General features: G+C 59.9%; 31 protein-coding genes. 13 read left to right on the top strand and 18 right to left on the bottom strand.

Features of this window, described 5'->3' with window-relative positions:
* Window positions 1–53: 53 nt before the first annotated feature.
* The 4 genes from QPJ95_RS06340 to hmgA are packed head-to-tail and all read right to left on the bottom strand — an operon-like array spanning window position 54 to window position 3962.
* Entirely contained in the window at window positions 54–413 is a 360-nt protein-coding gene (locus QPJ95_RS06340) for a VOC family protein (RefSeq protein WP_270917734.1), read from the bottom strand.
* 3 nt (window positions 414–416) lie between these two features.
* A complete protein-coding gene (gene fahA, locus QPJ95_RS06335; protein ID WP_270917735.1) occupies window positions 417–1670 on the bottom strand; it encodes a fumarylacetoacetase in 1254 nt (417 codons plus the stop codon).
* A complete protein-coding gene (locus QPJ95_RS06330) occupies window positions 1661–2542 on the bottom strand; it encodes an MBL fold metallo-hydrolase (protein ID WP_270917736.1) in 882 nt (293 codons plus the stop codon). The genes fahA and QPJ95_RS06330 overlap by 10 nt, the downstream gene beginning before the upstream one ends.
* A gap of 58 nt (window positions 2543–2600) precedes the next feature.
* Window positions 2601–3962, bottom strand: coding sequence for a homogentisate 1,2-dioxygenase (gene hmgA, locus QPJ95_RS06325; protein ID WP_270917737.1), 1362 nt, complete (start codon window positions 3960–3962; stop codon window positions 2601–2603).
* Between the two features lie 72 nt (window positions 3963–4034).
* On the opposite strand from hmgA, the gene QPJ95_RS06320 reads away from it, so the two are divergent.
* Both QPJ95_RS06320 and QPJ95_RS06315 read left to right on the top strand, forming a co-directional pair.
* Window positions 4035–4475 (top strand): MarR family winged helix-turn-helix transcriptional regulator, encoded by a 441-nt coding sequence (locus QPJ95_RS06320; protein ID WP_270917738.1) that lies wholly within the window; start codon window positions 4035–4037, stop codon window positions 4473–4475.
* Window positions 4476–4525: 50 nt separating this feature from the next.
* On the top strand, window positions 4526–5746 hold the full coding sequence (locus tag QPJ95_RS06315) for an adenylate/guanylate cyclase domain-containing protein (RefSeq protein ID WP_270917739.1): 1221 nt from the start codon (window positions 4526–4528) through the stop codon (window positions 5744–5746).
* A 30-nt stretch (window positions 5747–5776) separates the two neighbouring features.
* Here the strand turns inward: QPJ95_RS06315 and QPJ95_RS06310 are convergent, their stop codons facing one another.
* The 11 genes from QPJ95_RS06310 to ffh all read right to left on the bottom strand — a co-directional run bounded on the left by QPJ95_RS06310 (window position 5777) and on the right by ffh (window position 13480).
* A complete protein-coding gene (locus tag QPJ95_RS06310) occupies window positions 5777–6586 on the bottom strand; it encodes a division plane positioning ATPase MipZ (RefSeq protein ID WP_270917740.1) in 810 nt (269 codons plus the stop codon).
* A gap of 189 nt (window positions 6587–6775) precedes the next feature.
* Window positions 6776–6997, bottom strand: coding sequence for a 50S ribosomal protein L31 (gene rpmE / locus QPJ95_RS06305; protein WP_270917741.1), 222 nt, complete (start codon window positions 6995–6997; stop codon window positions 6776–6778).
* A gap of 11 nt (window positions 6998–7008) precedes the next feature.
* Entirely contained in the window at window positions 7009–7383 is a 375-nt protein-coding gene (rplS, locus tag QPJ95_RS06300; RefSeq protein WP_270917742.1) for a 50S ribosomal protein L19, read from the bottom strand.
* Window positions 7384–7810: 427 nt separating this feature from the next.
* Window positions 7811–8605 carry a tRNA (guanosine(37)-N1)-methyltransferase TrmD gene (trmD, locus tag QPJ95_RS06295; protein ID WP_270917743.1) on the bottom strand — a complete coding sequence of 265 codons (795 nt, stop codon included), beginning with the start codon at window positions 8603–8605 and terminating at the stop codon, window positions 7811–7813.
* Window positions 8606–8783: 178 nt separating this feature from the next.
* Window positions 8784–9287, bottom strand: a complete 504-nt coding sequence (rimM, locus tag QPJ95_RS06290) for a ribosome maturation factor RimM (protein WP_270917744.1) — start codon at window positions 9285–9287, stop codon at window positions 8784–8786.
* A gap of 144 nt (window positions 9288–9431) precedes the next feature.
* Window positions 9432–10073: a 5,6-dimethylbenzimidazole synthase gene (gene bluB / locus QPJ95_RS06285; protein WP_270917745.1), complete on the bottom strand. Its 642-nt coding sequence runs from the start codon at window positions 10071–10073 to the stop codon at window positions 9432–9434.
* 4 nt (window positions 10074–10077) lie between these two features.
* Window positions 10078–10434 (bottom strand): 30S ribosomal protein S16, encoded by a 357-nt coding sequence (rpsP, locus tag QPJ95_RS06280; RefSeq protein ID WP_270917746.1) that lies wholly within the window; start codon window positions 10432–10434, stop codon window positions 10078–10080.
* A 98-nt stretch (window positions 10435–10532) separates the two neighbouring features.
* The gene (locus QPJ95_RS06275; RefSeq protein ID WP_270917747.1) at window positions 10533–10829 is read right to left on the bottom strand and encodes a chorismate mutase; all 297 of its coding nucleotides are present in this window, start codon (window positions 10827–10829) and stop codon (window positions 10533–10535) included.
* Window positions 10822–11427 carry a GNAT family N-acetyltransferase gene (locus QPJ95_RS06270; protein ID WP_270917748.1) on the bottom strand — a complete coding sequence of 202 codons (606 nt, stop codon included), beginning with the start codon at window positions 11425–11427 and terminating at the stop codon, window positions 10822–10824. The genes QPJ95_RS06275 and QPJ95_RS06270 overlap by 8 nt, the downstream gene beginning before the upstream one ends.
* Window positions 11424–11984, bottom strand: coding sequence for a GNAT family N-acetyltransferase (locus QPJ95_RS06265; RefSeq protein WP_270917749.1), 561 nt, complete (start codon window positions 11982–11984; stop codon window positions 11424–11426). The genes QPJ95_RS06270 and QPJ95_RS06265 overlap by 4 nt, the downstream gene beginning before the upstream one ends.
* The gene (gene ffh, locus QPJ95_RS06260; protein ID WP_270917750.1) at window positions 11981–13480 is read right to left on the bottom strand and encodes a signal recognition particle protein; all 1500 of its coding nucleotides are present in this window, start codon (window positions 13478–13480) and stop codon (window positions 11981–11983) included. Before ffh ends, QPJ95_RS06265 begins: the two co-directional genes overlap by 4 nt.
* A 467-nt stretch (window positions 13481–13947) precedes the next feature.
* Between ffh and QPJ95_RS06255 the strand changes: the two genes are divergently transcribed.
* Window positions 13948–15870 (top strand): elongation factor G, encoded by a 1923-nt coding sequence (locus QPJ95_RS06255; RefSeq protein ID WP_270917751.1) that lies wholly within the window; start codon window positions 13948–13950, stop codon window positions 15868–15870.
* Between the two features lie 109 nt (window positions 15871–15979).
* Window positions 15980–16507: a prolyl-tRNA synthetase associated domain-containing protein gene (locus tag QPJ95_RS06250; protein WP_270917752.1), complete on the top strand. Its 528-nt coding sequence runs from the start codon at window positions 15980–15982 to the stop codon at window positions 16505–16507.
* A gap of 301 nt (window positions 16508–16808) precedes the next feature.
* Here QPJ95_RS06250 and QPJ95_RS06245 read toward each other — a convergent pair whose 3' ends face one another.
* Window positions 16809–17390, bottom strand: a complete 582-nt coding sequence (locus tag QPJ95_RS06245) for an FMN-dependent NADH-azoreductase (protein WP_270917753.1) — start codon at window positions 17388–17390, stop codon at window positions 16809–16811.
* Window positions 17391–17518: 128 nt separating this feature from the next.
* Between QPJ95_RS06245 and QPJ95_RS06240 the strand changes: the two genes are divergently transcribed.
* Window positions 17519–18397 (top strand): LysR family transcriptional regulator, encoded by an 879-nt coding sequence (locus QPJ95_RS06240; RefSeq protein ID WP_270917754.1) that lies wholly within the window; start codon window positions 17519–17521, stop codon window positions 18395–18397.
* Window positions 18394–19296, top strand: coding sequence for a DMT family transporter (locus tag QPJ95_RS06235; RefSeq protein ID WP_270917755.1), 903 nt, complete (start codon window positions 18394–18396; stop codon window positions 19294–19296). Before QPJ95_RS06240 ends, QPJ95_RS06235 begins: the two co-directional genes overlap by 4 nt.
* A gap of 3 nt (window positions 19297–19299) precedes the next feature.
* Here QPJ95_RS06235 and QPJ95_RS06230 read toward each other — a convergent pair whose 3' ends face one another.
* Complete coding sequence (locus tag QPJ95_RS06230) at window positions 19300–19635, bottom strand: ArsR/SmtB family transcription factor (RefSeq protein ID WP_270917756.1); 336 nt, start codon at window positions 19633–19635, stop codon at window positions 19300–19302.
* Window positions 19636–19720: 85 nt separating this feature from the next.
* On the opposite strand from QPJ95_RS06230, the gene QPJ95_RS06225 reads away from it, so the two are divergent.
* The 7 genes from QPJ95_RS06225 to QPJ95_RS06195 all read left to right on the top strand — a co-directional run bounded on the left by QPJ95_RS06225 (window position 19721) and on the right by QPJ95_RS06195 (window position 24299).
* A complete protein-coding gene (locus QPJ95_RS06225) occupies window positions 19721–20635 on the top strand; it encodes a DMT family transporter (RefSeq protein ID WP_270917757.1) in 915 nt (304 codons plus the stop codon).
* A 184-nt stretch (window positions 20636–20819) separates the two neighbouring features.
* On the top strand, window positions 20820–21182 hold the full coding sequence (locus QPJ95_RS06220) for an AtpZ/AtpI family protein (protein ID WP_270917758.1): 363 nt from the start codon (window positions 20820–20822) through the stop codon (window positions 21180–21182).
* Window positions 21182–21985 (top strand): F0F1 ATP synthase subunit A, encoded by an 804-nt coding sequence (locus QPJ95_RS06215; RefSeq protein WP_270917759.1) that lies wholly within the window; start codon window positions 21182–21184, stop codon window positions 21983–21985. The genes QPJ95_RS06220 and QPJ95_RS06215 overlap by 1 nt, the downstream gene beginning before the upstream one ends.
* Window positions 21986–22065: 80 nt before the next feature.
* A complete protein-coding gene (locus tag QPJ95_RS06210; protein WP_138163833.1) occupies window positions 22066–22302 on the top strand; it encodes a F0F1 ATP synthase subunit C in 237 nt (78 codons plus the stop codon).
* 85 nt (window positions 22303–22387) lie between these two features.
* Window positions 22388–22942, top strand: a complete 555-nt coding sequence (locus QPJ95_RS06205) for a F0F1 ATP synthase subunit B' (protein WP_270917760.1) — start codon at window positions 22388–22390, stop codon at window positions 22940–22942.
* A 4-nt stretch (window positions 22943–22946) separates the two neighbouring features.
* Window positions 22947–23507 (top strand): F0F1 ATP synthase subunit B, encoded by a 561-nt coding sequence (locus tag QPJ95_RS06200; protein ID WP_270917761.1) that lies wholly within the window; start codon window positions 22947–22949, stop codon window positions 23505–23507.
* Window positions 23508–23666: 159 nt separating this feature from the next.
* Window positions 23667–24299 (top strand): hypothetical protein, encoded by a 633-nt coding sequence (locus QPJ95_RS06195; protein ID WP_270917762.1) that lies wholly within the window; start codon window positions 23667–23669, stop codon window positions 24297–24299.
* Between the two features lie 61 nt (window positions 24300–24360).
* Here QPJ95_RS06195 and QPJ95_RS06190 read toward each other — a convergent pair whose 3' ends face one another.
* Window positions 24361–25143 (bottom strand): FCD domain-containing protein, encoded by a 783-nt coding sequence (locus tag QPJ95_RS06190; RefSeq protein WP_270917763.1) that lies wholly within the window; start codon window positions 25141–25143, stop codon window positions 24361–24363.
* Window positions 25144–25150 lie beyond the last annotated feature (7 nt).

Below are 25150 nucleotides of genomic sequence, written 5' to 3'. Positions count from 1 at the left end.
AGTGGAGGGTTTGGGAGCCTCCGGCGGGAGTATTTTCTCAAAGAAGAAGCCGGTTAGTTTTCTTGCAGGAATTCTAGGCGGTTGCCGAACGGATCTTTGGTAAAGAACCGTTCGCGCCCCTTTATTGTGGTGTCCCAGGTCAACGCGTGACCTGCGGTTTCAAGCCGCGCAGCAAGCGCGGCTATGTCGGTGGTGCGAAAGCCAGGATGGGCTTTCAGTGCTGGAGCAAACGGCTCTTCGACGCCAAGGTGCAACTCGGCTCCAGCCAGCGCATACCAAAGCCCGCCACGCGCCTGCAGAGTTTTGGGTTTGGGGATCTCGCACAAGCCGACCAACTCTCCCCAAAAGGCGCGGCACTGGTCCTCGCCTCCCTTGGGGATCGCAATCTGGATATGGTCAAGCGCGAGAGTCATGATTTAGCCCCAGGTTTTCGCAGGCAGGATTTTGCCGCTGCAGTCGCCAAAGCCGATGGTGAAGCCCTTGCCTCGGGCATTGCCGCGCAGGGTCAGGGTATCGCCGTCCTCGATGAAACCACGGGTCTCGCCGGTGTCGAGGGTGAAGGGTTCACGTCCGGCCCAGCTCAGCTCCATCAGCGAGCCGAATTCAGAGCGGTCAGGTCCAGAGATGGTGCCCGAGCCCAGCAGATCGCCGGTGTTCATTTCGCAGCCACCACTAGCGTGGTGGCACAGCTGTTCGGCGGCTGAATAATACATGCGGCTATAGTTGGTCTTGGACAGCGAGGTGGCTTTGTCGGCGCCCTCGGGCTGCATCAGCACCTCAAGCTCGATATCAAACAGCCCGTCTTTGCTGCCGTGCAGATAGGGCAGTAGCTGTTTTTCGCGCGGCGGTGTTGGGGCGCGGAAATCTTCCAGCGCTGCCGAGGTGACAATCCACGGCGAGATCGAGGTGCCAAAGGCCTTGCCCTGGAACGGGCCCAGCGGCTGGTATTCCCAGCCCTGGATGTCGCGCGCCGACCAGTCGTTCAGCAGCACATAGCCAAAGATCATTGCGTCCGCTTCGTCGACGGTGATTGGCTGGCCCAGTTCACTACAGGTGCCAACAATCGCGCCCATCTCCAGCTCGATATCCAACCGTTTGCTGGGCCCGAACGAGGGCATCTCGGCATCGGGGGCTTTGGTCTGGCCATTGGGGCGGTGGATGTCGGTGCCCGAGACCACCACCGAGGAGGCGCGGCCATTGTAGCCGATGGGGATGTGCAGCCAGTTGGCTGGCAGATCGGGTGAGCCGCGCAGGATGGCGCCCATGTTCTTGGCGTGCTGCATCCCGGCGTAGAAATCGGTGTATTCGCTGACCGCAAGTGGCATGTGCAGATCGGCATCACCCATCGGCACCAGCAGCACTTCCACTTTAGCCTGCTCGGCAGCCCCCTTGCCCAACAGTGCAGTCAGCCGTGCCCGCAGGGCGGCCCAGACAGCGGGACCTTCCTCCATCAGGGCGTTCCAGAACGGCACGTCAAACAGCGGATCGTCGGTCAGCGCGATCAGGCCCGATTCCTCGGCGATCTGCATGTCCAGGATCATGTCGCCAATGGCAACGCCACAGCGTGGTTCGCCGTCAGCGGTGGAAAACACGCCGTAGGGCAGGTTGTTCAGCGGAAAGGGGTGGGCGGCGTCATTGGCCGAAGCGACCCAGCTTTTCATCAAAGACATGTGGGGGGTTCCTTTTGGTCGAGGGAAATGGTCAGCCCGTCGGTTCCGATAAACAGCGGGCCCGACCATTCACGGCAGGTTTCGGTCTGCCAGTCTGTTTCAGTGAAATCGGGGTCGTCACAAGGGACGAGGTGATTCAGGGCGAGACGTTTGACGCCGGCTTGGCTGGCGATGCGGCCCACCTGGTCGGCGGGGCTGTGCGAGCGCTCCAGATGGTGGCGCAACCGGTCATCGCCATTGCCAACCCGGGCACAGAGCGCGTCGATGCCGGCCGAGAGCATGGCCTCATGTACCAGCAGGTCCGCGCCCTTGGAGAAATCGATCATTTCGGGGATCGGGGCGGTGTCACCGGACAGCACAACGCTGTGGTCCTTACCGGTCAGGCGCAGGGCAAAGCTGTCGGAGATCGGCGGATGGGCGTTGCGGATTACATCCATGGTCAGCGGGCCCAGCTGCATCTGCCCCGGTTCGATCACCTGAATATCGGCCAATGGCGCAAAGTCAGGGCGGCCCTCATCGCGCAGGCGCAGGGAAATGTCGAACTCCATCGATTGCTGAAATCCGGCCCAATAGGCATCTAACCCCTTAGGGCCGATGACCGGCACGGGACGGGTCAATCCTGCGGTCCAGGCGGTGTGCAGCAGTGGCCCCAGTTCAAGATAGTGGTCGGAATGCAGATGGGTGATCACGATGGCATCCAGATCGGTCAGCGCCACGCCGGCGTCGCAGAGGCCGCGCGACACGCCTAGACCGGCATCCACCAGAATTGTCTGCCCATCCATCTGCACCAGAATAGCAGTGGGCATCCGGGTGCCGGGGCGGATGGCGGGGCCGCCTTTGGTGCCCAGCAGTACAACTTGGTTTTTGCGCATCAATCGCCGCCTTTTTCCTTAGGGCCTGCCCGCTACGAAGCGGGTCAATCTGGACAGGTTATTTCTTGCCGGGCGTGCCGTCGAACTTCTTTTCGAGATCCGACCAGCAATCAATATAGTCATCCTGCAACGGCGCCTCATTGGCTGCAAAGGCGGTTAGATGCTGCGGGAAGCGGGTTTCGATCATGAACGACATGGTATTGTCCAGTTTTTCGGGGCCGAGGTTGGCATTCGAGGCGCCCTCAAAGGCGTTTTTGTCCGGTCCGTGTGGGATCATCATATTATGCAGGCTCATGCCGCCGGGGATGAACCCCTTGGGTTTGGCATCATACTGGCCGTAGATATTGCCCATCAGTTCCGACATGATGTTCTTATGATACCACGGCGGGCGGAAGGTGTCTTCGGCCACCATCCAGCGCTCGCGGAACAGCACAAAGTCGATATTGGCGGTGCCCGCTTGGCCGGAAGGAGCCGTCAGCACGGTAAAAATCGAGGGATCCGGGTGGTCGAACAGGATGGCGCCCACCGGGCAATAGGTGCGCAGGTCGTATTTCACCGGCGCATAATTGCCGTGCCAGGCCACCACGTCCAGCGGCGATTGGCCAATCTTAGTCTGGTGGAATTGGCCGCACCATTTGATGGTCACGGTTGAGGGCACCTCGCGGTTCTCATACGCCGCAACCGGCGCTTTGAAGTCGCGCGGGTTGGCCATGCAGTTGGCGCCAATCGGGCCGCGGCCGGGCAGCTCGAATTTCTGGCCGTAGTTCTCGCAGACAAAACCGCGCGCCGGACCTTCCAGCACCTCGACCCGGTACAGCAGACCGCGTGGCAGAATGGCGACCTCCTGCGGTTCCACGTCGATGATCCCCAGCTCGGTGCAGAACCGCAACCGGCCCTCTTGGGGGATCACCAGCATCTCGGAATCGGCGGAATAGAAATAGCTGTCGACCATCGAATCCGTCACCAGGTAGATATGTGTCGCCATGCCGACCTGGGTGTTCACATCCCCCGCCGTGGTCATGGTGCGCATGCCGGTCAGCCAGGTCAGGGGGGTGTCGCTGTGCGGCATTGGGTCCCAGCGGTACTGGCCCAGGCTGATCACAACCGGGTCCACATTGGGCGCAGATTTCCACTGTGGCAGGTCAATCTTGCTGTAGCGGTGGCTGTGCTTGACGCTGGGCCGGATGCGATAGCACCAGGTGCGTTCGTTCTGATGGCTGGGCGCGGTAAAGGCGGTGCCCGAGAGCTGCTCGCCATACAGACCGTACTCGCATTTCTGTGGCGAGTTCATGCCCTGGGGCAGCGCTCCGGGCAGCGCCTCGGTTTCATAATCGTTGCCAAAGCCGGACATATAGCCTTGGTGCGGGCCCGCCAGCGAGGGGGCCTGGATCATCTCATGGGGATCAACAGGTCGGGTCATTGCGCGTTCCTTTTCGGTCTCGTTGCTTCGATAATAGTTGATTTTGTAACTAACAAGGGATAGGAGGCCCGGATGACAGAAAAAGATGACTTTACGCTGCAGGATTTCCTGCCCTTCCTGCTGAACCGCGCCGCCGAGGAGTGTTCGCTCGAGTTTCAGGGCGAATATAAGAACCGGTATGGCATGCTGCGGACCGAGTGGCGGGTGCTGTTCCATCTTGGCATTCATGGCAGCATGACTGCCAAAGACATCAGCTTGCGGGCGAAAATCCATAAGACCAAGATTAGCCGGGCGGTTGCCAAACTGGCGGCGCGCAGGTTTGTGACCCGTGATCGGGACGAGAATGATCGCCGTGCGGAACATTTGGCGCTGACACCTGCGGGGGAAATGGCCTATCGTGACCTGCGTTCGGTTGCCAAAACTTATGACGCAAAACTGACGTCCCAATTCAGCGCAGACGAGGCCGCCCTGCTGCGCCGTCTGCTGAAGAAAATTTCCGGGATAGACCCATAGTAATTTGGTATCGGCATGCCCACATCACGGGCGAACCAAAAGAGGCCTGAATGACTGAGACTGATAACATCGCGGCACCGCTGATTGCCTGGATAATTGAGCAGGGGCTCCACGGTGTCAGCCGTGAGGACATTCTTAAGGGCTACTGCGAACGCCTGGTTCAGGCGGGTATTCCACTGTTGCGGTTTCATGTCGCGCAGCGGGCCTTTCATCCCAAGTTCGGCGGTATTGGCTTTAGCTGGACCGGTGCCGAGGGCCTGTCTCACCAGTATTTTCAACGTCAGGAAACGCCAATCGACGCTTGGCTGCAAAGTCCGTTCTACAGGATGCTGGAGCTGGGCAGCGAAGAATTCCGCTCCTCCTTTGGGGCCGCGGACATGACCGATTTCCCTTTGATGCGAGACTTGTCGAAAACCGGCGCGACAGACTATTTTGCAACCAGACTGATGTTTGGCGCGCCGGACGATGGGGCAAATGATCCCAATAACCCCGCCGAAGGCATGATGGTATCCTGGACCTCGGATCAGGAGGGCGGATTTTCCGACGCTGATCTGTCGCTGTTCCGCACCTTATTGCCCTATCTAGGGCTGGCGCTGAAATCGTCGTCGCATCGGCAGATGGCCAGCGACCTGCTGCAGGTCTATTTGGGCCGGGATGCGGGTCGGCGGGTGCTGTCAGGCGAGATCCAGCGTGGCTCATCGCAAAAAATCGACGCGGTGATCTGTTACTTCGACCTCAAAGGCTTTACCCGCCTGGCCGAGCAGCTGCCCGGGCCGGATCTGATCGACATGCTGAACGACTATTTCGCGCTGGCTGTGGCCACCATTCAGGGCTTCGGCGGCAATATCCTCAAATTCATGGGCGATGGCATCCTGACCATGTTTGACCTTGGCAGCGTTCAAGAGGATGCAAAGGCGGCGCTGGATGCGGCCAGCGAATTGCGGACAAAAATCGCAGAGCGCAATATCGAGCGGGCCAGTGCGGGCCTGCCAGTGGCGGATTTCACCCTGGCGCTGCATGCGGGTGAAATCCTGTACGGCAATATCGGCGCCGAGAACCGGCTGGATTTCACGGTCATTGGACCCACCGTCAACCTGACCTCGCGGATCTCGGGACTGCACCGCGAGGTGGGGCAAAGCATTATCGTGTCCGAGGTGGTGCAACGGGCGGCGCAGCCGTCGCCACATGATCTGGTGTCGCTGGGGCGCTATATGCTGCGCGGCGTTGCCGAGCCGATTGAGCTCTATACGATTTTTGATGGCGCCAAGTGAGAGCCACCGCCAAAGCAGCGGCTCCTTGCGTCAGATATTGACGTCGACGCCGGGCAGCTTGACCGCCTTCATCATGTCGCGCAGCTCTTGCCGGGCGGCGATGTTGGAAATGTTCAGCTGCTTGACGCCGATGTCTTTCAGATCCAGCAGCGTCAGCCCACGCGGGAACAGCTCACGGAAAATCACCCGCTCGGAAAAACCCGGGGCAACCCGAAAGCCGATGCGCTTGGACAGCATGCTGATGGCGCGCTCCATCTTTTCCTTGTTGAGCATCCGCTGGGTGCCAACCCGGTTGCGGATCACCACCCAGTCAATCGGCCTTAGCCCGGCCTGGGCGCGCAGTTGACGGGCGTTCCAGACCATCTCGGAATAGACCGACGGGCCAAGGATCTTTTCGCCCTTCTGGTCGATATGCGCCAATAGGTCGAAATCGACAAAACTGTCGTTCAGCGGCGTCACCAGGGTGTCAGCCAGCGAATGCGCCACCTGACTGAGCCGGGTGTGCGAACCGGGGCAGTCGATTAGGATAAAATCGTTGTCCGGCTCCAGCGCCGCCACTGCTGCGGACAGCCGGTGGTCATAGATATTTTCGCCGGGTTGCAGCGAGTCCGGGTCGATCTCGGGTAGGTCGTGACACTCAACCGTTGGCAGATCCAGCTCGGACAGCGCCATGAACTCGCGACGGTTTTCTAAGTACCGCGCCATTGAACGCTGACGCAGATCCAGGTCCAGCGCCGCCACCTTATGGCCAAGCCGCGCCAGCGCGGTGGCCAGATGCATCGACACGGTGGATTTGCCTGCGCCACCCTTTTCGTTCCCGACGACAATGATATGCGCCATCTGATGTCCCTTCGTTGCCACGCCATGCTGCGCGATTGTTGGCGCGACTATAGAAGCGGTTGGATTCGATGAAAAGCGCACAAAGCCCTTTATTAGGGCCTGTTTTTACCGATTTTGACGGATCTGTTGCCAATAAAAAACGCCGCCCCCAATGGAGCGGCGTTTTTCGAAACTGAATAGAAGCGGTGCTTAGAAGCCCAGACCTTCGTATTTCTTTTTGAACTTCGATACACGGCCACCGGCGTCCATCAGACGGGTGTTGCCGCCGGTCCAGGCAGGGTGAACCGAGGGATCGATATCCAGCGCCATCTGGTCGCCTTCTTTGCCCCAGGTCGAGCGCATTTCCAGAATGGTGCCATCGGTCATTTTGACTTTGATGCCGTGGTACTCGGGATGGATGTCTTTTTTCATGATACCACTCCTTACGCTTTTTTGGATTTGTAGTTCGTGTCTTCGGCGATCCGTGCCGACTTACCGCGACGGGCGCGCAGGTAGTACAGTTTGGCGCGACGAACGCGGCCACGACGGATCACTGTGATGGCATCGATGTTGGTCGAGTGCAGTGGGAATACGCGCTCAACGCCTTCACCGAAGGAGATCTTGCGAACGGTGAACGAACCGGCAATGCCCTTGCCGTTCTTGCGCGAGATGCAAACGCCTTCGTAGTTCTGAACACGGGTGCGCGACCCTTCGGTCACTCGAAAGCCAACGCGGATGGTATCACCGGCTTTGAAATCGGGGATATCATTCCCCAGGGCGGCAACTTGTTCCGCCTCCAGCTGTGCGATCAGGTTCATCGCAAACTCCTAATTTTTAGCTCGTGGTTTCCCACGAAGATTTATGCAGTCCGAGAGCTCTTGGTCTTCACCGGGTCCGCAAGCCGCGCCCGCCAGAGATCGATCTGTCCATTCCTGTGTGCCGGTCTTGATCCGCTGCCCGTGACCGAAGAAGGTCGAGGCAGATCAGCTGAATGCAAAACCAAACGGCCCGGAGCCACCAAAGTGATTCCAGACCCGCGGAGCATTAGGCCGTCGCGGCGGCCAGATCAAGCCAAATATGTGCTTTCCTTGGGGCCGCACGCGGTTCTTGCCAGATTTGCAGAAGACAGCGTCAGCGCCGTCACTCGGCAGGACTGTTTCCGGGGGGCTACCGGGAAGATACCCCAGCCTGTTGCCGGAATGAGGGCACGGCCTATCCGAGTGGCCAGGGCTAAGAACGCTTGGTCTATTTTGGCTTGGCGTAGGCATCCCACAGGTCGGGGCGCCGGGCTTTGGTGATCTCTTCGCTCATCTCATGGCGCCACTTGGCGACATTGCCATGGTGGCCTGACATCAGAACATCCGGGATCCTGCGCCCCTGCCACTCAGCCGGGCGGGTGTATTGCGGATGTTCCAGCAGGCCCGAGGAAAAGCTCTCTTCCTCGGTCGAGGCGGAATTTCCCAGCACATTGGGGATCAGTCGCACAGTGGCATCAATCAACGCCTGCGCGGCGATCTCGCCGCCGGTCATCACAAAATCACCAAGGCTGACCTCCTGGATGCCATAATGCTGCAGCACCCGCTCGTCGACGCCTTCAAAGCGGCCACAGAGCAGGGTCACACCGTCAGCGCAGGCCAGGTCCTGCATCATCTGCTGGTCCATCGGCCTGCCGCGCGGCGACAGGTAGATCAACGGGTGATTGCCAGTCACCCCCTCCATCGCATGGTCGATAGCCGCGCCCAGCACATCGGCCCGCAGCACCATTCCAGCACCGCCGCCGGCCGGGGTGTCGTCAACATTGCGATGTTTGCCGATGCCAAACCGTCGCAGGTCGATGGTCTCCAGCTGCCACAGGCCCTCTTGCAGCGCCTTGCCGGTCAGGCTTTCGCCCAGCACTCCGGGGAAGGCGGTTGGGAACAGCGTCAGAATCTTGGCCTTCCAGACGCCGACCAGATCCGGGGTGTCGGTCATCAGTGCGCGCGGTTTCAGCGTCGGGCGAATGGCCTTGCGGCCGTGGGATTTATTTGGGCGTTCGGTCATGGCGCTTTCATAGGCGAGGGGCGGCCGGAAGGAAAGGCAGCGCAACTGCGAGGCTCTGCCTCGCGCTCCGGGATATTTAGGGCCAGATGAAGAGGCGGATCTGCCTTTCATCTGGCCCTAAATATCCTGGGGGTGAGCGCCTGTGGTGCGAGGGGGCAAAGCCCCCTGCAGGCATGGGTCAGAACAAGCCATCAGGCGGATCAGCAATGATACGGCGCTGACCCATGTCGACCGTTGGCACCGCGGCCTGGGTGAACGGCAGCAACACAGTATCCTTCAGACCCGGCGCCTGGACCTCTAGCAGGTCGCCGGCACCATGGTTCATCACCGATTTCACCTGCCCCAACAGGGTGCCGCCGGTGTCAAACACCTGCAGTCCGGTCAGGTCGGCATAATAATATTCATCATCGGGCAGATTGGGCAGCGCATCGCGCGGTGCAAACAGTCGCAGGCCCTTGATGGCATCCGCCTGTTCCTTGGTCTCAACACCGCCCAGAATGGCCACAAAACCGTTGTTGGTCACCCGGGTCAGCGACACCGTATAGCTTTGGCTGCCATCCTCGTTTTGCAGCGGAGAGTAGCTCTCGATGTCTTCGGGCACCGCGCAAAAGCTTTTCAGGCGGACCTCGCCACGGACTCCAAAAGAGCCTGCGACTGCGCCGATACAGATTAGATCACTCATTGTTTTCTCCTGTGCATAGTCCGGCCTCTACCGAGCCGCCGGCAATATGACACCGCTCACTGTGTTTTATACGGTCAAAGCCTATCCCGGTCGCAAAGGCCAGCGCCATCATCATCACGGTTCGGATGGGACGCAGAAGCAGGCTCATCGGCGCTCGATGAAAAGCGCCTGCTGGCGGGTCTCCCAGCCTTTTTGTTCCAGCTCGGGCGTTTCGCTGATCTGTTCGGGGTGGCCCAGGCAAAAATAGCCGATCAGCTGCCAGTCCGCGGGCACATTCAGATCCCGGTTCAACTGGTCCGGGTCCAGCACCGAGACCCAGCCCAATCCCAATCCTTCAGCGCGCAGGGTCAGCCAGAACAGGGTGATGGCGGTGACCACCGAATAGCGGCGCATTTCCGGCATGGTGGCGGCGCCCAGCCCGTGGCCCTGGGTTGTGGAGTCATCGCAGTAGATTGCCAGTTGCACCGGGGCGTCCTGCATGCCGGTCAGTTTCAGCTGTGAATAGGTCTTGGCACGGTCGCCGGAATAGCCGGCCAGTGCCTGTGCATTGGCGGTCTGAAAATTGGTCAAAGCGGCGGCGCGGGCCGTCTCGCTGTCAACGCGCAGGATGCGCCAGGGTTGGCTGAGCCCCACCGAAGGGGCCAGCCGGATGGCGTCGAGGCAGCGCGTCAGCACCGCCTCGTCCACCGGTGTGTTGCGGAACCGGCGCACGTCACGCCGGAGCCGCATCAGCAGATCAAACTGGCTGCGGAAATCCTCGGAAAATTCAGAGTCCCGCCGCGTCATGATCTTATTCCGCGTCGGCAGCGTCGGCTGCCTTGGCGGCTTTTTCTTCAGCGCGCGCAACGGCTTTCTTGCCTGGAACACCCTTTTTAGGGTTGCTGCGGGAAGTCTTTGGAATAACGCCAGCGGCTTCCAGCATACGGGCGATACGGTCGGTTGGCTGGGCGCCCTGGCCAATCCAGTACTGGATGCGCTCGACGTTCATTTTAACGCGCTCTTCGCTGTCTTTTGGCAGCAGCGGGTTATAGGTGCCCAGTTTTTCGATGAAGCGGCCATCGCGGGGCATGCGGCTGTCAGCGGCAACGATACGATAGAAGGGGCGTTTTTTGGAACCGCCGCGGGCGAGACGAATTTTCATAGCCATGAGAGTTTCTCCTTAGTTAAGTCGCGGTGTCGGTGGTTCGTCCACCGGCATCTTTGGTTGTCGTGGTGCGGTGCGTGCAAGCACACACCCTACGTTGGTTATGCCTGATGCTTCTTGTGGTGATGGATCACCTCGGTGATGATGAAGTTCAGGAATTTCTTGGCAAAGTCGGGGTCGAGATCGGCTTGTTCGGCCAGTTCTTCGAGACGGGAAATCTGATTGGCCTCGCGGGCCGGGTCCGATGGCGGCAGGTCATGTTCGGCCTTGAGCTTGCCAACGGCCTGGGTGTGCTTGAACCGCTCGCCCAGGGTATAGACCAGGATCGCATCGAGCCGGTCGATGCTTTCGCGGTGACCTTTCAGGATGTCCGCGGCGCGTGTGGTGTGATCAGTCAAGGGCCCATCCTTTTGGTTTGAACAGCGGGTCGGCGTAGTGGCTGATTTCCATCTCGATGCCATGTGCGATCTGGCTGCCCATCAGCGCATCGGGGGAGGGATGGCGATAGACCGCGTCATTGCCGTCAATGGTTTTGGCGGTTTTGTCTTTGGTGGCCCCAAGGCGTTCCGCCAGGCGGATCGAGTCGAGGTTCTTGGGGTCGATATAGCTGACCGCCCCGTCCCAGCCCTGCTGGCTATAGAAATAGTCGCGTGCGGCATGGGTTGCCTCAAGCGCATAGCCATGACCGGCCGCATCGGGCCAGATGATCCAGGCGATTTCCTTTTCCGGCCAGCCTGCGGGCATCCAGCCACCGGCCATGCCATAGGTCGCGTCTGTCACACGATCGTGGATCATCCACATGCCAAAGCCGTGGATCTGCCAATGGCCGATTTCCGCCGCATAGAGCATCCAGGTCTCATAGGTGTTCAGCGGGCCGCCCATGAAACGGGCGCGGTAGGAGCTGAAGGTGGCCTTGAAATTCGGGTAATCATCGGGCTCGGGGCCGCGCAGGATCAGGCGATTGGTTTCGATTGTGGGGATGTTCTGCAGGCTCATGCGTAGGCCTCCACCGATCCGTCACTGTCGGTGCCGTCTGGATCCGGGTGGCGATAGATCATATCTTCGCCCATTTGCACGTTGGTGTAGCTGCCTTCGTATGTGGCACCCAGCCGTTCGGCCAGAGCGACCGAGCGGCTATTGCCCGGCACAATGTGCGAGCTGAGGGTGGTGAAGCCAAGATCCTCATAGGCCCACTGGCGCACCCGCAACGCGGCCTCATAAGCGATGCCCTTACCTTCGGCATTGGCAAAGGCGACCCAGCCCAGTTCGGCTTCGGGCCAGCCTTCGGGGTTCCAGATGCCAGCCATGCCAAGCGGCGTGCCGCTGTCCTTGTCGGTGATGGTGAAAAAGCCATAGCCGTGGATATGCCAATGGCCCACGTTCAGAGCAAACCAGCGCCATGCGTCGCCACGGGTGCTACAATGCCCAAAGCCCTCGGCGCGCGCTTCATCGCACAAGAATGCGATCACCGCCTCGGCATCCGCTTTCGCGGGGCTGCGCAAGATCAGGCGATCGGTGTCCAAGGTGGGGGCGTTGGTCAGCATGTCAGTCATTTCTTCTTGCCAAAGCCGCTGAGGCCAGCGGGCAGGCCCATGCCGCCGCCCATGCCGGGCAGTTTGCCGCCCATCTGCTTGGCCGCCGCTTCCAGCGCCGCCTGATCCATGCCGCCCATATCGCCAGCGCCGGGCATGCCGCCGCCCTTGCCCATCATGCCCTTCATGGCTTGCTTGAGCATGCCACCTTTGCCCATCTTGCCCATCTTCTTCATCATGTCGCCCATCTGGCGGTGCATTTTGAGAAGCTTGTTGAGATCGGCGACCTCCATACCGGCGCCGCGCGCGATGCGCTTTTTGCGGTTGGCCTGCAGCAACTTGGGGTTGGCGCGTTCTTTCTTGGTCATCGACTGGATCAGCGCGATCTGGCGTTTCAGGGCCTTGTCGTCAAAGCCGGACTCCTGCACCTGTTTGGCCATTTTGCCCATGCCGGGCATCATCGACATCATGCCTTCCATGCCGCCCATCTGCTGCATCTGTTCCAGCTGGGTGCGCAGGTCGTTCATATTGAACTGACCCTTCATCATGCGCTTCATCATCTTTTCGGCCTGCTCGGCCTCGATGGTGTCCTGGGCCTTTTCGACCAGCGCCACGATGTCACCCATGCCGAGGATACGGCCGGCGATGCGTTCGGGCTCAAAGGTTTCAAGCGCGTCCAGTTTTTCGCCGACGCCGACAAAGCGGATCGGCTTGCCGGTGACCGCACGCATCGACAGGGCGGCACCGCCGCGACCATCGCCGTCCATCCGGGTCAGCACCACGCCGGTGACGCCAATCTTGTCGTCGAATTCCTGCGCCACTTCGACCGCGACCTGACCGGTCAGCCCGTCAACCACCAGCAGCGTTTCGCGCGGGGTGACGGCGTTGCGGACGTCTTCGACCTCTTGCATCAGAAGGGCGTCGATGTGAAGGCGGCCGGCGGTGTCGAGGATGTAGACGTCATAGCCGCCAAGGCTGGCCTGCTGTTTGGCGCGCTTGGCAATATCGACGGGTTTCTGGCCGGCCACGATCGGCAGGGTATCCACACCCAGCTGCTTGCCCAGAATCGCCAGCTGCTCCATCGCCGCCGGGCGATAGATATCCAGCGAGGCCATCAGCACCCGCTTGCCCTCACGCTCTTTCAGGCGTTTGGCCAGCTTACCGGTGGTGGTGGTCTTACCCGAGCCCTGCAGGCCAACCATCAGAATTGGAGCGGGCGGGTTGTCGATCTTAAGCTGGCCGGGATCGCCGTCGCCCTGCAGGGTGGAGATCAGCGCGTCATGCACGATCTTGACGACCTGCTGGCCCGGTGTGACCGATTTGGTCACCGCCTGGCCAGTGGCCTGATCCTGTACTTTCTTGATGAACTCACGGGCCACCGGCAGCGAGACATCAGCCTCAAGCAGCGCAACCCGGACTTCGCGCAGCGCGGTCTTGACGTCTTCGTCGCTCAGTGCGCCCTGCTTGGTCAGCCGGTCAAATACACCGGATAGGCGTTCGGATAGATTTTCAAACATGCCTATCGGGCTCCTTTGCCGTTTCAGTCTTGGCGCCCCATAAGATAGGGGCAAATGGTCCATACACAATTGCCCCCACGGGCGTAACACGCTGGTGGGGGGCGATCCCTGACGCAAGGTCCGGGACCGGAAGATTAGAGTTCTCCCGGATGTTGAGGCTGGCGTTACGCCTGATCGGTGGCGGAGTCAAGCAAAGGCGGCCAGGGCCGAGGGTAAGGCAGTGGGTAAGACTGTGGCCAGCGCCGAGGGCAGGACTGTGGGCAGGAATATGTGATCTGACCCTTGACGGCAGCGCGGCCTTGGCAAAGACTTGGCACTGTACCGTCATGGCCCGACTCCCGAACCGGGGTGTTGCCTTGCGACCTGACGGGCTGAGGCAGAGCTCATATTCAGACAGTCAACGCGGCTGAGATACGCCGCGCTTTTCCTTCGTGCAGCCTATTTGGACGCCGAAGAGGGATATGAGCATGAGAGTATTTACGATTTTGGGGCCGTCGCAGTCGGGTAAGTCGACACTTGCGGCCGCTTTGGCCGCGCTGGAGGGCACGGCTGGCAGGCGTCAGGACGTGGCGCAGGTGGCGGCGTTGCAGCCGTTCCAATTTATGGGCGAAGACTGGGCCGCGATTGATATTGCCGGCGGGCCGGAAAACCTGGCGCAGGCGGGGCCTGCATTGGCGGCCAGTGATGCGGCGGTGCTGGTGGTCCCGGCAGATGCCGAGGCGGCGGTGCTCAGCGCACCGTATCTCAGGTTGGTTGAGGAGGCGGGCATCCCCGCCTTTCTTTTTGTCAACCGAATGGATGTGGCCCTGCACCGGGTGGCGCGGATTGTCGAATCGCTGCAAACCTACTGCGGTCATAATCTGGTGCTGCGGCAGGTGCCGATGCGTCGGGGCGGCGAGGTGGTGGGGGCGGTTGACCTGATCTCGGAACGGGCCTGGAAATATAACGAGGGAAGGCCCTCGGCGCTGGTGGCGCTGCCCCGCGACATGATGAGCCGCGAGCAGGAGGCGCGCGGCGAGATGCTGGAGGCGCTGGCGGATTTTGATGATCATCTGATGGAGGAGTTGATCGAGGATCATAAGATCCTGACCGCTGAGGTCTACGATGTCGCCACCAAGGTGCTGCAGCACAATGATCTGCTGCCAGTGCTGCTGGGATCGGCGAGCCATTGTAATGGTGTGATGCGGTTGATGAAATCGCTGCGTCACGAGGCACCTGATGTCGGGGTGACGCTGGAGCGGCTGTCACGCAGATCTAAACCGGGCGGCGAGGTGGTCGCGGTTGGTTGTCTGGCGGATCTGGTCAAACATCTGGGCAAGACAGTGACGGTGCGGGCGATGGATGGCGGCATGGGCAACGGGGTGCCGGTGGGCGGCGCGACGCTGGGGTCGCTGACCGGGTTGACGATGGGGTCTAACGGGCGCGGGCTGGCCTCAGGCGATCTGGGGCAGGCGGTGAAGTCCGATCATCTGAATTTGGGCTATGCCTATCTGCGCGATGGCAGTGCGGCACTGCCGGATTGGGCGCAGCCGCATCCCTCGACCTTTCGGCGGCTGGTGACGCCGGTGCGGGACCGCGATGATGCCCGGCTGTCGGTGGCACTGGAAAAGATGGTGGAAATTGACCCGGCGCTGCTGGTCGAGCACCATGAGCAGACCGGGCATGTGGTGTTGAATGCGCAGGGACCCCTGCACATGCGCCGTATGCTGCGGGTTTTGAAGCAGGGGTTTGGTATTGACGTTGACGAGTCCAGAGTGCCGCCCGCCCTGCGCGAAACGATCACCCGGTCGGTTGAGCTCCAGTATCGCCACCGCAAGCAATCCGGCGGTGCCGGCCAGTTCGCCGATATCAAGATCGAGCTGCGCCCCGAGCCGCGCGGCAGTGGATTTCACTTTGAGGAGCAGATCAAGGGCGGCGCGGTGCCCAAGAACTATATCCCCTCGGTCGAGGCGGGCGCGCGGGAGGCGCTGCTGGAGGGGCTGAACGGTCATCCGGTGGATGATCTTTGTGTGATCCTGAAGGACGGCAAACATCACGCGGTGGACAGCTCGGACTTTGCTTTCCGCACCGCGGGCAAAAACGCAGTACGCGAGGCGCTGCGCGAGGCCGGGCCGGTACTGTTGCAGCCGATCATGCGGGTAAATATTCATGTGCCCTCGATATTCACCGGGGGATTGGTGCCAGTGGTCAGCGGCATGAAGGGGCAGATACTGGGGTTTGAAAACAACCCGGATGCGGCCGGCTGGGATGTGTTTGAAGCTCTGCTGCCGATGGCGGTGCAGGACGAGCTGTGCAGCTCACTGGCCAGTATCTCACGCGGGACCGGTTGGTTCAGCAGTGATTTCGACCACTACCAAGAGGCCAAGCGGGCGGATTTTGTTGAGGCATAGGGGCTGCCAAGGAAGCGTCCGGTGCTGCTGCCGGGCGTTTTCCATATTGCAATTGCCTGTCATTCCGCGTGATCTGCGCTGATTGTTTAATCAGGCGTGGACGGATGACATGGACATAATACCTCAGGATCTGGATCAGATGCCGCTATCGTCAGACGCGCTGTTGGCGCAACTGGATGGCTGGGGGCTGGGATATATCCTGCACGAACACCCGCCGCTGCATTCGGTTGGCGAGGCCAAAGAGGTTGAGGCGGCGATGGTGGTGCCCGGAGAGCAGGCACTGCGGGTCAAGAACCTGTATCTGCGTGATGGCAAAAAGCGCAATTATCTGGTGACGCTGGAACAGGACCGCAAGATCGACCTAAAGGAGCTGGGCGCGGAACTGGGCGTGGGCAAGCTGTCGTTTGGTTCGCCCAAGCGGCTGATGCAGCATCTGGGTATTCTTCCCGGCGCGGTGACGCCTTTGTCGATGATCACCGGAGTGCAGAACGAGGTGGTTTTTTATATGGACGGTGCGGCGCAGCAGGCTGATGTGATCTATATGCATCCGCTGATAAACACCCGCACCGTTGCGATGACCCGGGCGGATCTGCTGGCGTTCTTTGATCGTATAGATTGTGCGGTCAACTGGCTCTGACACCGCGCAGGCCCGTGAGCCGCCAAGGCGGCGGCCCGGCCAGTCAAGCTGGTCCTGATACTGTCTGCCTTGATTTTGTCAGGTTCTATACTGCCTGACCGTATGTCATCTCACCTCAGGTAACAGCCGCGACGTCGCCAAAGCGAATGCGCACGGGGATTTTATCCCCCATGCGCAACGCTCCAGTTGATCGATCAGGGTGTAGAGCGGCGTTGTGTCATGAGTATTGGGGGCAAAAAAAACTAGGGCGGTTCCGCGCCTCTCATTGTTTCTTTTTGCTGAAAATACTCACATGCGAAGGTCAGGCCGCAAGCGCCTCGATTGCTGTTCTGGCGCGTTTCAGTGCCGCCTCAGCATCCGCCATTATCGCATCGGCGGCAACAAACTGCACATCTGTGATGCCCAAGAAGCCCAGAATATGGCGCAGATAGCCGGTGGCAAAGTCGATGTCCGATCCGACCTGAGTGCCGCCTGATGCCACCGCAATAATGGCGCGTTTGCCTTTCAGCAGGCCTTCGGGGCCGGTTTCGGTATAGTGGAAGGTCAGGCCAACGCGGGCAAGCAGATCAATCCAGGCCTTAAGGCTGGCGGGAACTGCAAAGTTGTAGATCGGCACGCCGATCACCAGGGTATCAGCGGCTTTGACCTCTTCGACCAGTTGGTCGGAGAGGGCCAGCAAGTCGCGCTGCACGGCGTCGCGGTCATTGGCTGGGGTGAAATTGGCATTGATCCAGTCTTCGGTGAGCTGCGGCAGCGGGCTGGTCAGATCGCGGCGGATCACCTGATCGGCGTTCAGCCGCTCGATGATTTGCGCGGTCAAATCGCGTGAGGTGGAGCCCTGGATACGGGCGGAGGCGTCGATGTGAAGGATGGTCTGGGTCATCTCTTTGGTTCCTGTGTTTGGGGTGCTGGCCTGATACTTGGATCCTTGCAATTTCGAACGCAATCGCCGACAACTCACATGTACTGTGCAAAAATGCGCATATGGGCGCAAAAACCGGAGAGCAGAGAATGGAAAACTGGGACGAGGTTCGCACCGCATATCAAGTGGCCCGTATGGGCACCGTCAGCGGCGCGGCCGAGGTGCTGGGCGTACACCATGCCACGGTGATCCGTCATATTGATGCCATCGAGGCGCGACTGGGGGTGAAACTGTTTCAGCGTCATGCGCGGGGCTATACCGCGACCGAGGCTGGCGCTGACCTGCTGCGGGTGGCGCAGGCGACCGATGATCAGTTCAGCCAGTTGGTTGGCCGCCTCAAGGGGCTGGGTGACGATGTCTCGGGCGAGCTGGTGGTGACGTCACTGGCCACCCTGGCGCCGATGATGGTGCCGGTGCTGGCCGAATTTCAGGCGCTGCATCCGGGGCTGATCATACGATATCTGACCGGTGACCGGTTGTTCCGGCTGGAATATGGCGAGGCCCATGTGGCGGTGCGGGCCGGGGCGGCGCCGGATCAGCCCGACAATGTGGTGCAGCCCTTCGTCAAACAGCGGATCGGCCTGTATGCCTCACAGGGCTATGTGGCTCGTCACGGGGTGCTAAAAGGCGTCGAGGATTTTGCCAATCACCGCTTCATTGGCACCGATGATGACAATAGCCGGGCGCCGTTCAGCAAGTGGCTGCGAAACCATGCGCCAGCCGAGGCGATCACCTTTCGCTGCACCAATGGCTTTACCATGCAAGAGGCAGTGCGGTGCGGCGCCGGGATTGGCTTCATGTCTGTCTGGGAGGCGGAGCGGCACGCCGATCTGGTGCAGATGATGGAGCCACAGCCGGAATGGGAAGGCGCCTTGTGGCTGGTCACCCATGTGGATCTGCACCGCACCACCAAAGTGCAAGCCTTTCTGACCTTCCTGAAGGACCACGCCAAGGGCTGGTGCAAATGAGCAATGCACTGCGCGGCCATCTGGCGATGCTGGTGTTTTCAGCGCTGGTGGCCGGATCGTTCTCGCTGGGCTCGATGATTGCCAACGACATTGCCCCGGCAGCACTGAACGCGGCGCGATTTGTCATTGCGGCGGTGGTGATAGGCACGGTGGCCATGGCCACCCACGGATTGCGGCGGCAGCAGTTTCGCGCGCCTTGGCGGTTTGTGCTGCTTGGCGGCCTGTTCGCCGGCTATTTTGTGTTGATGTTCTACGGGCTGAAGAGTGCTGCGCCCGTCAGTGCTGCGGCCGTGTTCACCCTGACCCCGGTGCTCAGCGCTATTGCAGGCTGGTTTCTGTTGCGCCAGATCACCACAGCGCGCATGGCGCTGGCGCTGGCCATCGGCGGCGCTGGTGCCCTGTGGGTGATCTTTCAGGCCGATTGGGCCGCCTTTCGCGCGTTCCAGTTCGGTCAGGGTGAGGCGATCTATTTCTGGGGCTGCGTGGCGCATGCGCTCTATACCCCGCTGGTGCGCAGGTTGAACCGGGGCGAGCCGCCGGTGGTGTTTACTTTTGGCATGCTGGTCGCCGGAGCGCTGATCCTGTTGCTGTTCGGCTGGTCCGATATCCGTGCCACCAACTGGCTGCAACTGCCGATGATGGTCTGGATCGGGCTTGGATACCTGGCGATCTGCGCCAGTTCGATAACTTTTGTCCTGCTGCAGTTCGCAACGTTGCATCTGCCCTCGGCCAAGGTCATGGCCTATACCTATCTGACTCCCAGCTGGGTGATCCTCTGGGAAATTGCTCTGGGTCGGCCGGCCCCTGTTGGCATGATCCTGGTGGGTATTGTGATGACGGTGATCGCGCTGGGGATACTGCTGGAAGGTGATGTCAAACCAACGCGGGCCAAGGCGTGACCCTTACAGGGCGTTGGTATCGCCCAGTTCGGCGGCCAGAAACCGCTCGAATGCGTCCAGGTTGATCGGCTCAAACTGACCAAACCCCTGCATCCAAATACTGGTGCCGCGCATGGCGTCGGGCTGCAGTTTGCACCATTTCACCCTGCCACGCTTTTCCTGCGCGATCAGCCCGGCCCGGCTGAGGATCATCAGGTGCTTGGATATCGCCGCCAGCGAAATCTCAAACGGCTCGGCCACATCGCTCACCGCCATGTCATCCTCCAACAACATGGTCAGGATCGCCCTGCGGGTTGGATCGGCCAAAGCGGCAAAGACAGTATCAAGCGGATTATTCATCCGCCCACCTCTAAACCGCAAGTTCTGGATCGACAATGCCGATGGCGCGCGGTCATAACATGCGAAACAGCAGGAGTTGCACGAAATGGCACTAAAATATTGGGCAGTGATCTTTGTGCTGGGCATTGGCTGGGGCATGTCATTCATGTTCAACGCCATTCTGCTGCGCGAGTTGGGGCCGCTGTCGGTGTCCATGGGGCGGGTCGGATTGGGCGCTCTGGGCTGCTGGATCTATGTGCTGGCCTGCCGCAAGCCGGTAAGGATATCCCTGCACCGCGCGGTGGCGTTGCTTGGCTTTGGGGTGCTCAGCTATGCCGCGCCTTTTGCCTTCTATGCGCTGGGCCAACAGCATATCGCCAGCGGTGTGGCGGGCATTGTCAATGCCATCACCCCGGCCTTTGCAGTTGTCGTTTCACATTTCTGGCCCGGCGGAGAACGCGCCACCCTGCTCAAGTCCTTCGGCGTGCTCTGCGGCATTGGCGGCATTGTGGTGCTGTCCTTTCCTGTGCTGCAATCGGGGCAGACGTCAGCGCTTTGGGCGGTGCTGCTGACCCTCTGCGCGCCGCTCTGCTATGCGTTCTCGGTCAATCTGGCACGCGCCTTTCGCGATATGGAGGCGGTGGTGCTGGTTGCCCTGGCGCTGACCGGGGCGACGCTGGCGATCACCCCGCTGGCGCTGTGGAGCGAAGGCCTGCCGGTGATCACAAAGGCAGAGACCTGGGCCTCTCTGGCGGTGATCGGCTTTATTCTGACTTCGGCGGCCTTCATTGTCTTTTACTGGGTGCTGCCCAAGGTCGGGCCGACCAATATCACCATGGTCACCTTTATCGCGCCGATTTCAGCGCTGATCCTCGGCGCCTGGATCCTGGACGAACGGTTGCTGCCTGAGCAGCTGTTCGGCATGGCGGCGATCCTGGCTGGATTACTGCTGATCGACGGCAGGATCATACGCGCCATGCGACCAAAATCCGCGCCAAACCAAAATCAACCCAACGGTTGAATATGGGTTTTACCGGGTGGGGCCACCAACATCGGCGGCCCTGCTGCTGGCGTTGGATTTCTTTTTGCTAAAAATACTCAATATAACAATGGCTTGCAAAAAACACGACGAGTCAAACTGAACAATTGACTCTACAGCCGCCGCGCCTTAGCACCACAGACAGATTTCGCGTGAGGATGGCGCCGTGACCGATGACGATCAAAAGCAGCGCATGGCGCAGCTCGAGAATCGGCTCTCGGCGGCGCGTAAGGCACAAGCGCCCAAGCCGCGCGCGGATGAACACTACTCGATGGCCAATATGGCCTGGCGGATGGTGATAGAGTTAGTAGCCGGTCTGGGGATCGGTTTTGGCATCGGATATGGGCTGGATCGCCTGTTCGGGACACTCCCGATATTCATGGTGCTGTTTATAATGCTGGGTCTTGCGGCCGGGGTGAAGACAATGCTTCGCAGCGCGCAGGAAATCCAGGAAAAGACACTGGCCGATGAGGCCGCAAAAAATGCGAAAGACCGGGATCAACCCCCGGCGACAGGAGACACAGACTGATGGGCAAGATTTTCTTTTTCGCAATGGTGGGACTGGCCCTTATTTCTGGTGTGTTCTTTGCACCTGAGACCGCCGCACTTGCCATTCATCCAATGGACCAGTTCATCGTGCAGCCGCTGTTCGGCCACGGTGAGATTTCCTGGTACACCCCAACAAACATGACCCTTTGGTTGCTTCTGGCGGTTGCTGCGGTGTTTGCGCTGATGGTGCTGGGCTCGTCGCGCCGCGCCATTGTGCCATCGCGTGGCCAGTCGATCGCCGAACTGGCCTATGGCTTTGTCTACAAGATGGTCGAAGACGTGGCTGGCAAAGACGGCGTCAAGTTCTTCCCCTATATCATGACCCTGTTCATGTTCATCGTGATGTCCAACGCCTTGGGCCTGTTGCCCATGAGCTTCGCAACCACCTCGCATATCGCGGTAACCGCAGTGTTGGCGCTGCTGGTGTTCCTGACCGTGACTGTTCTGGGCTTTGTCAAGAACGGCACCGCGTTTCTGGGTCTGTTCTGGGTCTCCAGTGCGCCACTGGCGCTGCGTCCGATCCTGGCCGTGATCGAGCTGATCTCGTATTTTGTGCGCCCCGTGAGCCATTCCATTCGTTTGGGCGGCAACATCATGGCGGGCCACGCGGTTCTGAAAGTGTTCGCCGGATTTGCTGGCGCACTGGGACTGTTCAGCTTCCTGCCGATCTTTGCGATCACCGCAGTTTACGCCCTGGAGGTCCTGGTGGCCTTTATCCAGGCCTATGTCTTCACTATCCTGACCTGTGTGTATCTGAAGGATGCATTGCACCCGAGCCACTAAGGCAGGATTTGAAAGTTTACCGGGTGAGCATCCTGTTCATCTGAACCTCATCACTCATTCCATCGTAAGGAGAATACACTATGGAAGGCAATATCGCAGAAATGGGACAGTTCATCGGCGCAGGCCTGGCAGCAATCGGTTCCGGCGCAGCCGCAATCGGTGTTGGCCACGTTGCTGGCAACTTCCTGGCTGGCGCATTGCGCAACCCGTCGGCAGCCGCCGGCCAAACCGCCACTCTGTTCATCGGCATCGCCTTTGCAGAAGCCCTGGGCATCTTCTCGTTCCTGGTCGCTCTGCTGCTGATGTTTGCGGTCTAAGACTCTTCGGAACCTAAATCCTTACGGTCGGGCAGTGTGAATTTCATACTGCCCGATGTAACGGCAAGTTCCCTAGGAGGACGACATGTCAACTGAGACAAACGCAGCTGAGGTAGCACAGGCTGCAACCGACGCCGCACATGGGTCCGCTCCGGGCATGCCGCAGCTGGACTTTTCTACTTTTTCGAACCAGATTTTCTGGCTCGCGGTTGCGCTGGTCGCAATCTATCTTATCCTGTCGCGCGTGGCGCTGCCGCGTATTGCGGCCGTTCTGACCGAGCGTCAGGGCACCATCACCAATGACATCGCGGCGGCTGAGGCTCTCAAAGCCAAGGCGGTTGAGGCTGAGAATATTTACAACAAGGCGCTGGCGGATGCCCGTGCCGAGGCACAGCGTATTGCTGGCGAAGCCCGGGCTGAAATTCAGACCGAGCTGGACGAAGCGATTGCCAAAGCGGATGTGGAAATCTCTGCCAAGGCAGCCGAGTCCGAGAAAGCCATTGCCGAGATCAAGGCCGGTGCACTTGATAGCATCAAGATTGTTGCCTCTGACACTGCGGCCGAAGTTGTGGCTGCAATGGGCGGCAAAAGTGATGCCAAAGCTATTGCGGCTGCGGTTTCTGACCGGATGAAAGGATAAGACTATGCGTAATGTAATTGCTCTTGCCCTGACATTTGGCGCCGCCAGCCCGGCGCTGGCTGCATCGGGTCCATTCTTGTCGATGAGCAACACCAACTTTGTTGTGTTGCTTGGCTTCCTGCTGTTTGTCGGCATCCTGCTGTACGCTAAGGTCCCCAGCATGCTGGGTGGCCAGTTGGACAGCCGCGCTGCTGGCATCCAGTCGGATCTGGACGACGCCCGGGCGCTGCGTGAAGAGGCCCAGACCCTTCTGGCGTCTTACGAGCGTAAGCACAAAGAGGTTCAGGAGCAGGCAGACCGCATCGTTGCGGCCGCTCGCGTCGATGCCTCTGCGGCGGCGGATCAGGCCAAAGCCGATCTGGAATCTTCGATTGCGCGCCGTTTGGCCTCAGCCGAAGACCAGATCATCTCGGCTAGGGATGCTGCGGTCAAGGACGTTCGCGATCAGGCAATCTCGATTGCCATCGCGGCAGCAGATCTGGTGATCGCCAAGCAAATGACAGCGACCGAAGCCAACAAGCTGATCGACGCCGCCATTTCGGATGTGGAGACAAAGCTGCACTAAGCTTTGTTGTATTTGTTGAGTTTTAAAAGACCCGGGCCTTGGCTCGGGTCTTTTGCTGTTCGGGGGGGTGGTGCGTGCAAGCACACACCCTACGCTGGTTGTGCTGTCTGGTTTGGTATTTGAGAGGCCGGAGGGAGTTGAGAATTTTGAGGAGTGATTATGGCTGAAGATGACATTTGGGTTTCGAATGTTTTGAACAACTCGAACCTCGTGATCGGTACAGATATTGACCGAGAAGAGCCTGCGTGGGTGACAATCGGTAAGGGGGAAAAGCCAGCTCAAGCGGATTTGCCGATCCGGATCTATGCCATGTACAAAGATCAGACCTTCACCAAAAAATTCCCAGATCTGTTCGACGGAGGCGGGGGAACAAAGATTTCGCCGCCGCTAGAGGCAATTTTTCGGAAATTTAACCTTGGCTCTTCTTGGATATGCCCGGCTCAGCTGTTTCTCTATGATCGAATGACCCTAGTTGACCACACATTCTCTATTTTTGCCGGCTGGGAGACGCTGCAGTTTCTTGTCCCGGAAGAAAGTGAAGGGCTTAGAGGGTATCCTGTAACCCGGCAGCAACCTAATCCGCCGCCGCCCGACGTCTGGGGGGTGCCCTGGGAATTGAAAGATGGCGATATCGCCATTGCGCCGAGGGATCTTGATGGTTTGGATTTCTGGTATGATTCTAGGCTGCGTGGGGCTGTGTTCTTTAGTGACCCGTTGAAGCAGTCACTATGTGACGGCGGGTATTGCCGGTTGTTCAAGTTCCGCAAGTGCAAGGTCATCGCGGTTCACTGACATCTGGATCATCTGATTGCGAGCGAGCCTGCGTAGGGTGCGTGCTGGCACGCACCGCGGATCACTGCTTCTCGGCCTCGTGCTGTAGCCGCAATTGCGCCACGGCGGCATTGCGTTCGGCTTTTTGATGATCTGTCAGCGACTGTTTCACATAATCCATATGGGCCTCGACGGCGGCGCGGGCGGCGGCAGGGTCGCGGGCCTGTAGCGCCGCATTGATGGCGCGGTGTTGGTCCAGCAGCACTCCGCGCGAGGTGTGCTGGTGGAACATGATCTTGCGGTTGTAGAACACGCCCTGGCGCAGCAGGTCGAACATTGAGCGCATCATGTGCAGCATCACCACGTTGTGGCTGGCGTCGATGATGGCGGAATGGAACTGCGCGTCCAGGTCGGAATCCGCTTCCGACAGTGACGGAGCGGGCGCGGGAGACTGCTCCGCCTCCATCTTGTCAAAACAGGTCTGTATGACCTGAAGGTCATAGTCCGATCCCAGTCGCGCGGCGCGTTCCGCGGCCAGACCCTCCATGTCGCGGCGAAACGACAGATAGTCGAACACCGCCTCGTGGTGACTGGAGAACAGCTGGATCAGGGCGGGCGAAAACGCCGAGCCTAGCATGTCGGCGATGAACACCCCGGAGCCGGCCCGGGCGCAGAGCAGACCGCGGGTCTGCAACTCAGAGATGGCGTCGCGCAGCGAGGGGCGGGAGACGCCCAGCCGGTCTGCCAGCTCGCGCTCGGCTGGCAGCCGCTCACCCGGTGACAGAATTCCACGCAGGATCAACTGTTCAATCTGGCGCACAACCGAGGTCGAGAGTTTTTCAGGCTGGATTTTTTGAAAGGGCATTTGGGCA

Origin of the sequence: Parasedimentitalea psychrophila (assembly GCF_030285785.1) — a bacterium.
Classification (GTDB): Bacteria; Pseudomonadota; Alphaproteobacteria; order Rhodobacterales; family Rhodobacteraceae; genus Parasedimentitalea; species Parasedimentitalea psychrophila.
This window is presented reverse-complemented; position numbering and strand designations above follow the sequence as displayed.

Excerpts from the sequence above, each read along its gene's own strand:
- QPJ95_RS06340 (WP_270917734.1), bottom strand. The coding sequence starts at position 413 with ATGACTCTCGCGCTTGACCATATCCAGATTGCGATCCCCAAGGGAGGC.
- fahA (WP_270917735.1), bottom strand. The coding sequence starts at position 1,670 with ATGTCTTTGATGAAAAGCTGGGTCGCTTCGGCCAATGACGCCGCCCAC.
- QPJ95_RS06330 (WP_270917736.1), bottom strand. The coding sequence starts at position 2,542 with ATGCGCAAAAACCAAGTTGTACTGCTGGGCACCAAAGGCGGCCCCGCC.
- hmgA (WP_270917737.1), bottom strand. The coding sequence starts at position 3,962 with ATGACCCGACCTGTTGATCCCCATGAGATGATCCAGGCCCCCTCGCTG.
- QPJ95_RS06320 (WP_270917738.1), top strand. The coding sequence starts at position 4,035 with ATGACAGAAAAAGATGACTTTACGCTGCAGGATTTCCTGCCCTTCCTG.
- QPJ95_RS06315 (WP_270917739.1), top strand. The coding sequence starts at position 4,526 with ATGACTGAGACTGATAACATCGCGGCACCGCTGATTGCCTGGATAATT.
- QPJ95_RS06310 (WP_270917740.1), bottom strand. The coding sequence starts at position 6,586 with ATGGCGCATATCATTGTCGTCGGGAACGAAAAGGGTGGCGCAGGCAAA.
- rpmE (WP_270917741.1), bottom strand. The coding sequence starts at position 6,997 with ATGAAAAAAGACATCCATCCCGAGTACCACGGCATCAAAGTCAAAATG.
- rplS (WP_270917742.1), bottom strand. The coding sequence starts at position 7,383 with ATGAACCTGATCGCACAGCTGGAGGCGGAACAAGTTGCCGCCCTGGGG.
- trmD (WP_270917743.1), bottom strand. The coding sequence starts at position 8,605 with ATGACCGAACGCCCAAATAAATCCCACGGCCGCAAGGCCATTCGCCCG.
- rimM (WP_270917744.1), bottom strand. The coding sequence starts at position 9,287 with ATGAGTGATCTAATCTGTATCGGCGCAGTCGCAGGCTCTTTTGGAGTC.
- bluB (WP_270917745.1), bottom strand. The coding sequence starts at position 10,073 with ATGACGCGGCGGGACTCTGAATTTTCCGAGGATTTCCGCAGCCAGTTT.
- rpsP (WP_270917746.1), bottom strand. The coding sequence starts at position 10,434 with ATGGCTATGAAAATTCGTCTCGCCCGCGGCGGTTCCAAAAAACGCCCC.
- QPJ95_RS06270 (WP_270917748.1), bottom strand. The coding sequence starts at position 11,427 with ATGAGCCTGCAGAACATCCCCACAATCGAAACCAATCGCCTGATCCTG.
- QPJ95_RS06265 (WP_270917749.1), bottom strand. The coding sequence starts at position 11,984 with ATGACTGACATGCTGACCAACGCCCCCACCTTGGACACCGATCGCCTG.
- ffh (WP_270917750.1), bottom strand. The coding sequence starts at position 13,480 with ATGTTTGAAAATCTATCCGAACGCCTATCCGGTGTATTTGACCGGCTG.
- QPJ95_RS06255 (WP_270917751.1), top strand. The coding sequence starts at position 13,948 with ATGAGAGTATTTACGATTTTGGGGCCGTCGCAGTCGGGTAAGTCGACA.
- QPJ95_RS06250 (WP_270917752.1), top strand. The coding sequence starts at position 15,980 with ATGGACATAATACCTCAGGATCTGGATCAGATGCCGCTATCGTCAGAC.
- QPJ95_RS06245 (WP_270917753.1), bottom strand. The coding sequence starts at position 17,390 with ATGACCCAGACCATCCTTCACATCGACGCCTCCGCCCGTATCCAGGGC.
- QPJ95_RS06240 (WP_270917754.1), top strand. The coding sequence starts at position 17,519 with ATGGAAAACTGGGACGAGGTTCGCACCGCATATCAAGTGGCCCGTATG.
- QPJ95_RS06235 (WP_270917755.1), top strand. The coding sequence starts at position 18,394 with ATGAGCAATGCACTGCGCGGCCATCTGGCGATGCTGGTGTTTTCAGCG.
- QPJ95_RS06230 (WP_270917756.1), bottom strand. The coding sequence starts at position 19,635 with ATGAATAATCCGCTTGATACTGTCTTTGCCGCTTTGGCCGATCCAACC.
- QPJ95_RS06225 (WP_270917757.1), top strand. The coding sequence starts at position 19,721 with ATGGCACTAAAATATTGGGCAGTGATCTTTGTGCTGGGCATTGGCTGG.
- QPJ95_RS06215 (WP_270917759.1), top strand. The coding sequence starts at position 21,182 with ATGGGCAAGATTTTCTTTTTCGCAATGGTGGGACTGGCCCTTATTTCT.
- QPJ95_RS06210 (WP_138163833.1), top strand. The coding sequence starts at position 22,066 with ATGGAAGGCAATATCGCAGAAATGGGACAGTTCATCGGCGCAGGCCTG.
- QPJ95_RS06205 (WP_270917760.1), top strand. The coding sequence starts at position 22,388 with ATGTCAACTGAGACAAACGCAGCTGAGGTAGCACAGGCTGCAACCGAC.
- QPJ95_RS06200 (WP_270917761.1), top strand. The coding sequence starts at position 22,947 with ATGCGTAATGTAATTGCTCTTGCCCTGACATTTGGCGCCGCCAGCCCG.
- QPJ95_RS06195 (WP_270917762.1), top strand. The coding sequence starts at position 23,667 with ATGGCTGAAGATGACATTTGGGTTTCGAATGTTTTGAACAACTCGAAC.
- QPJ95_RS06190 (WP_270917763.1), bottom strand. The coding sequence starts at position 25,143 with ATGCCCTTTCAAAAAATCCAGCCTGAAAAACTCTCGACCTCGGTTGTG.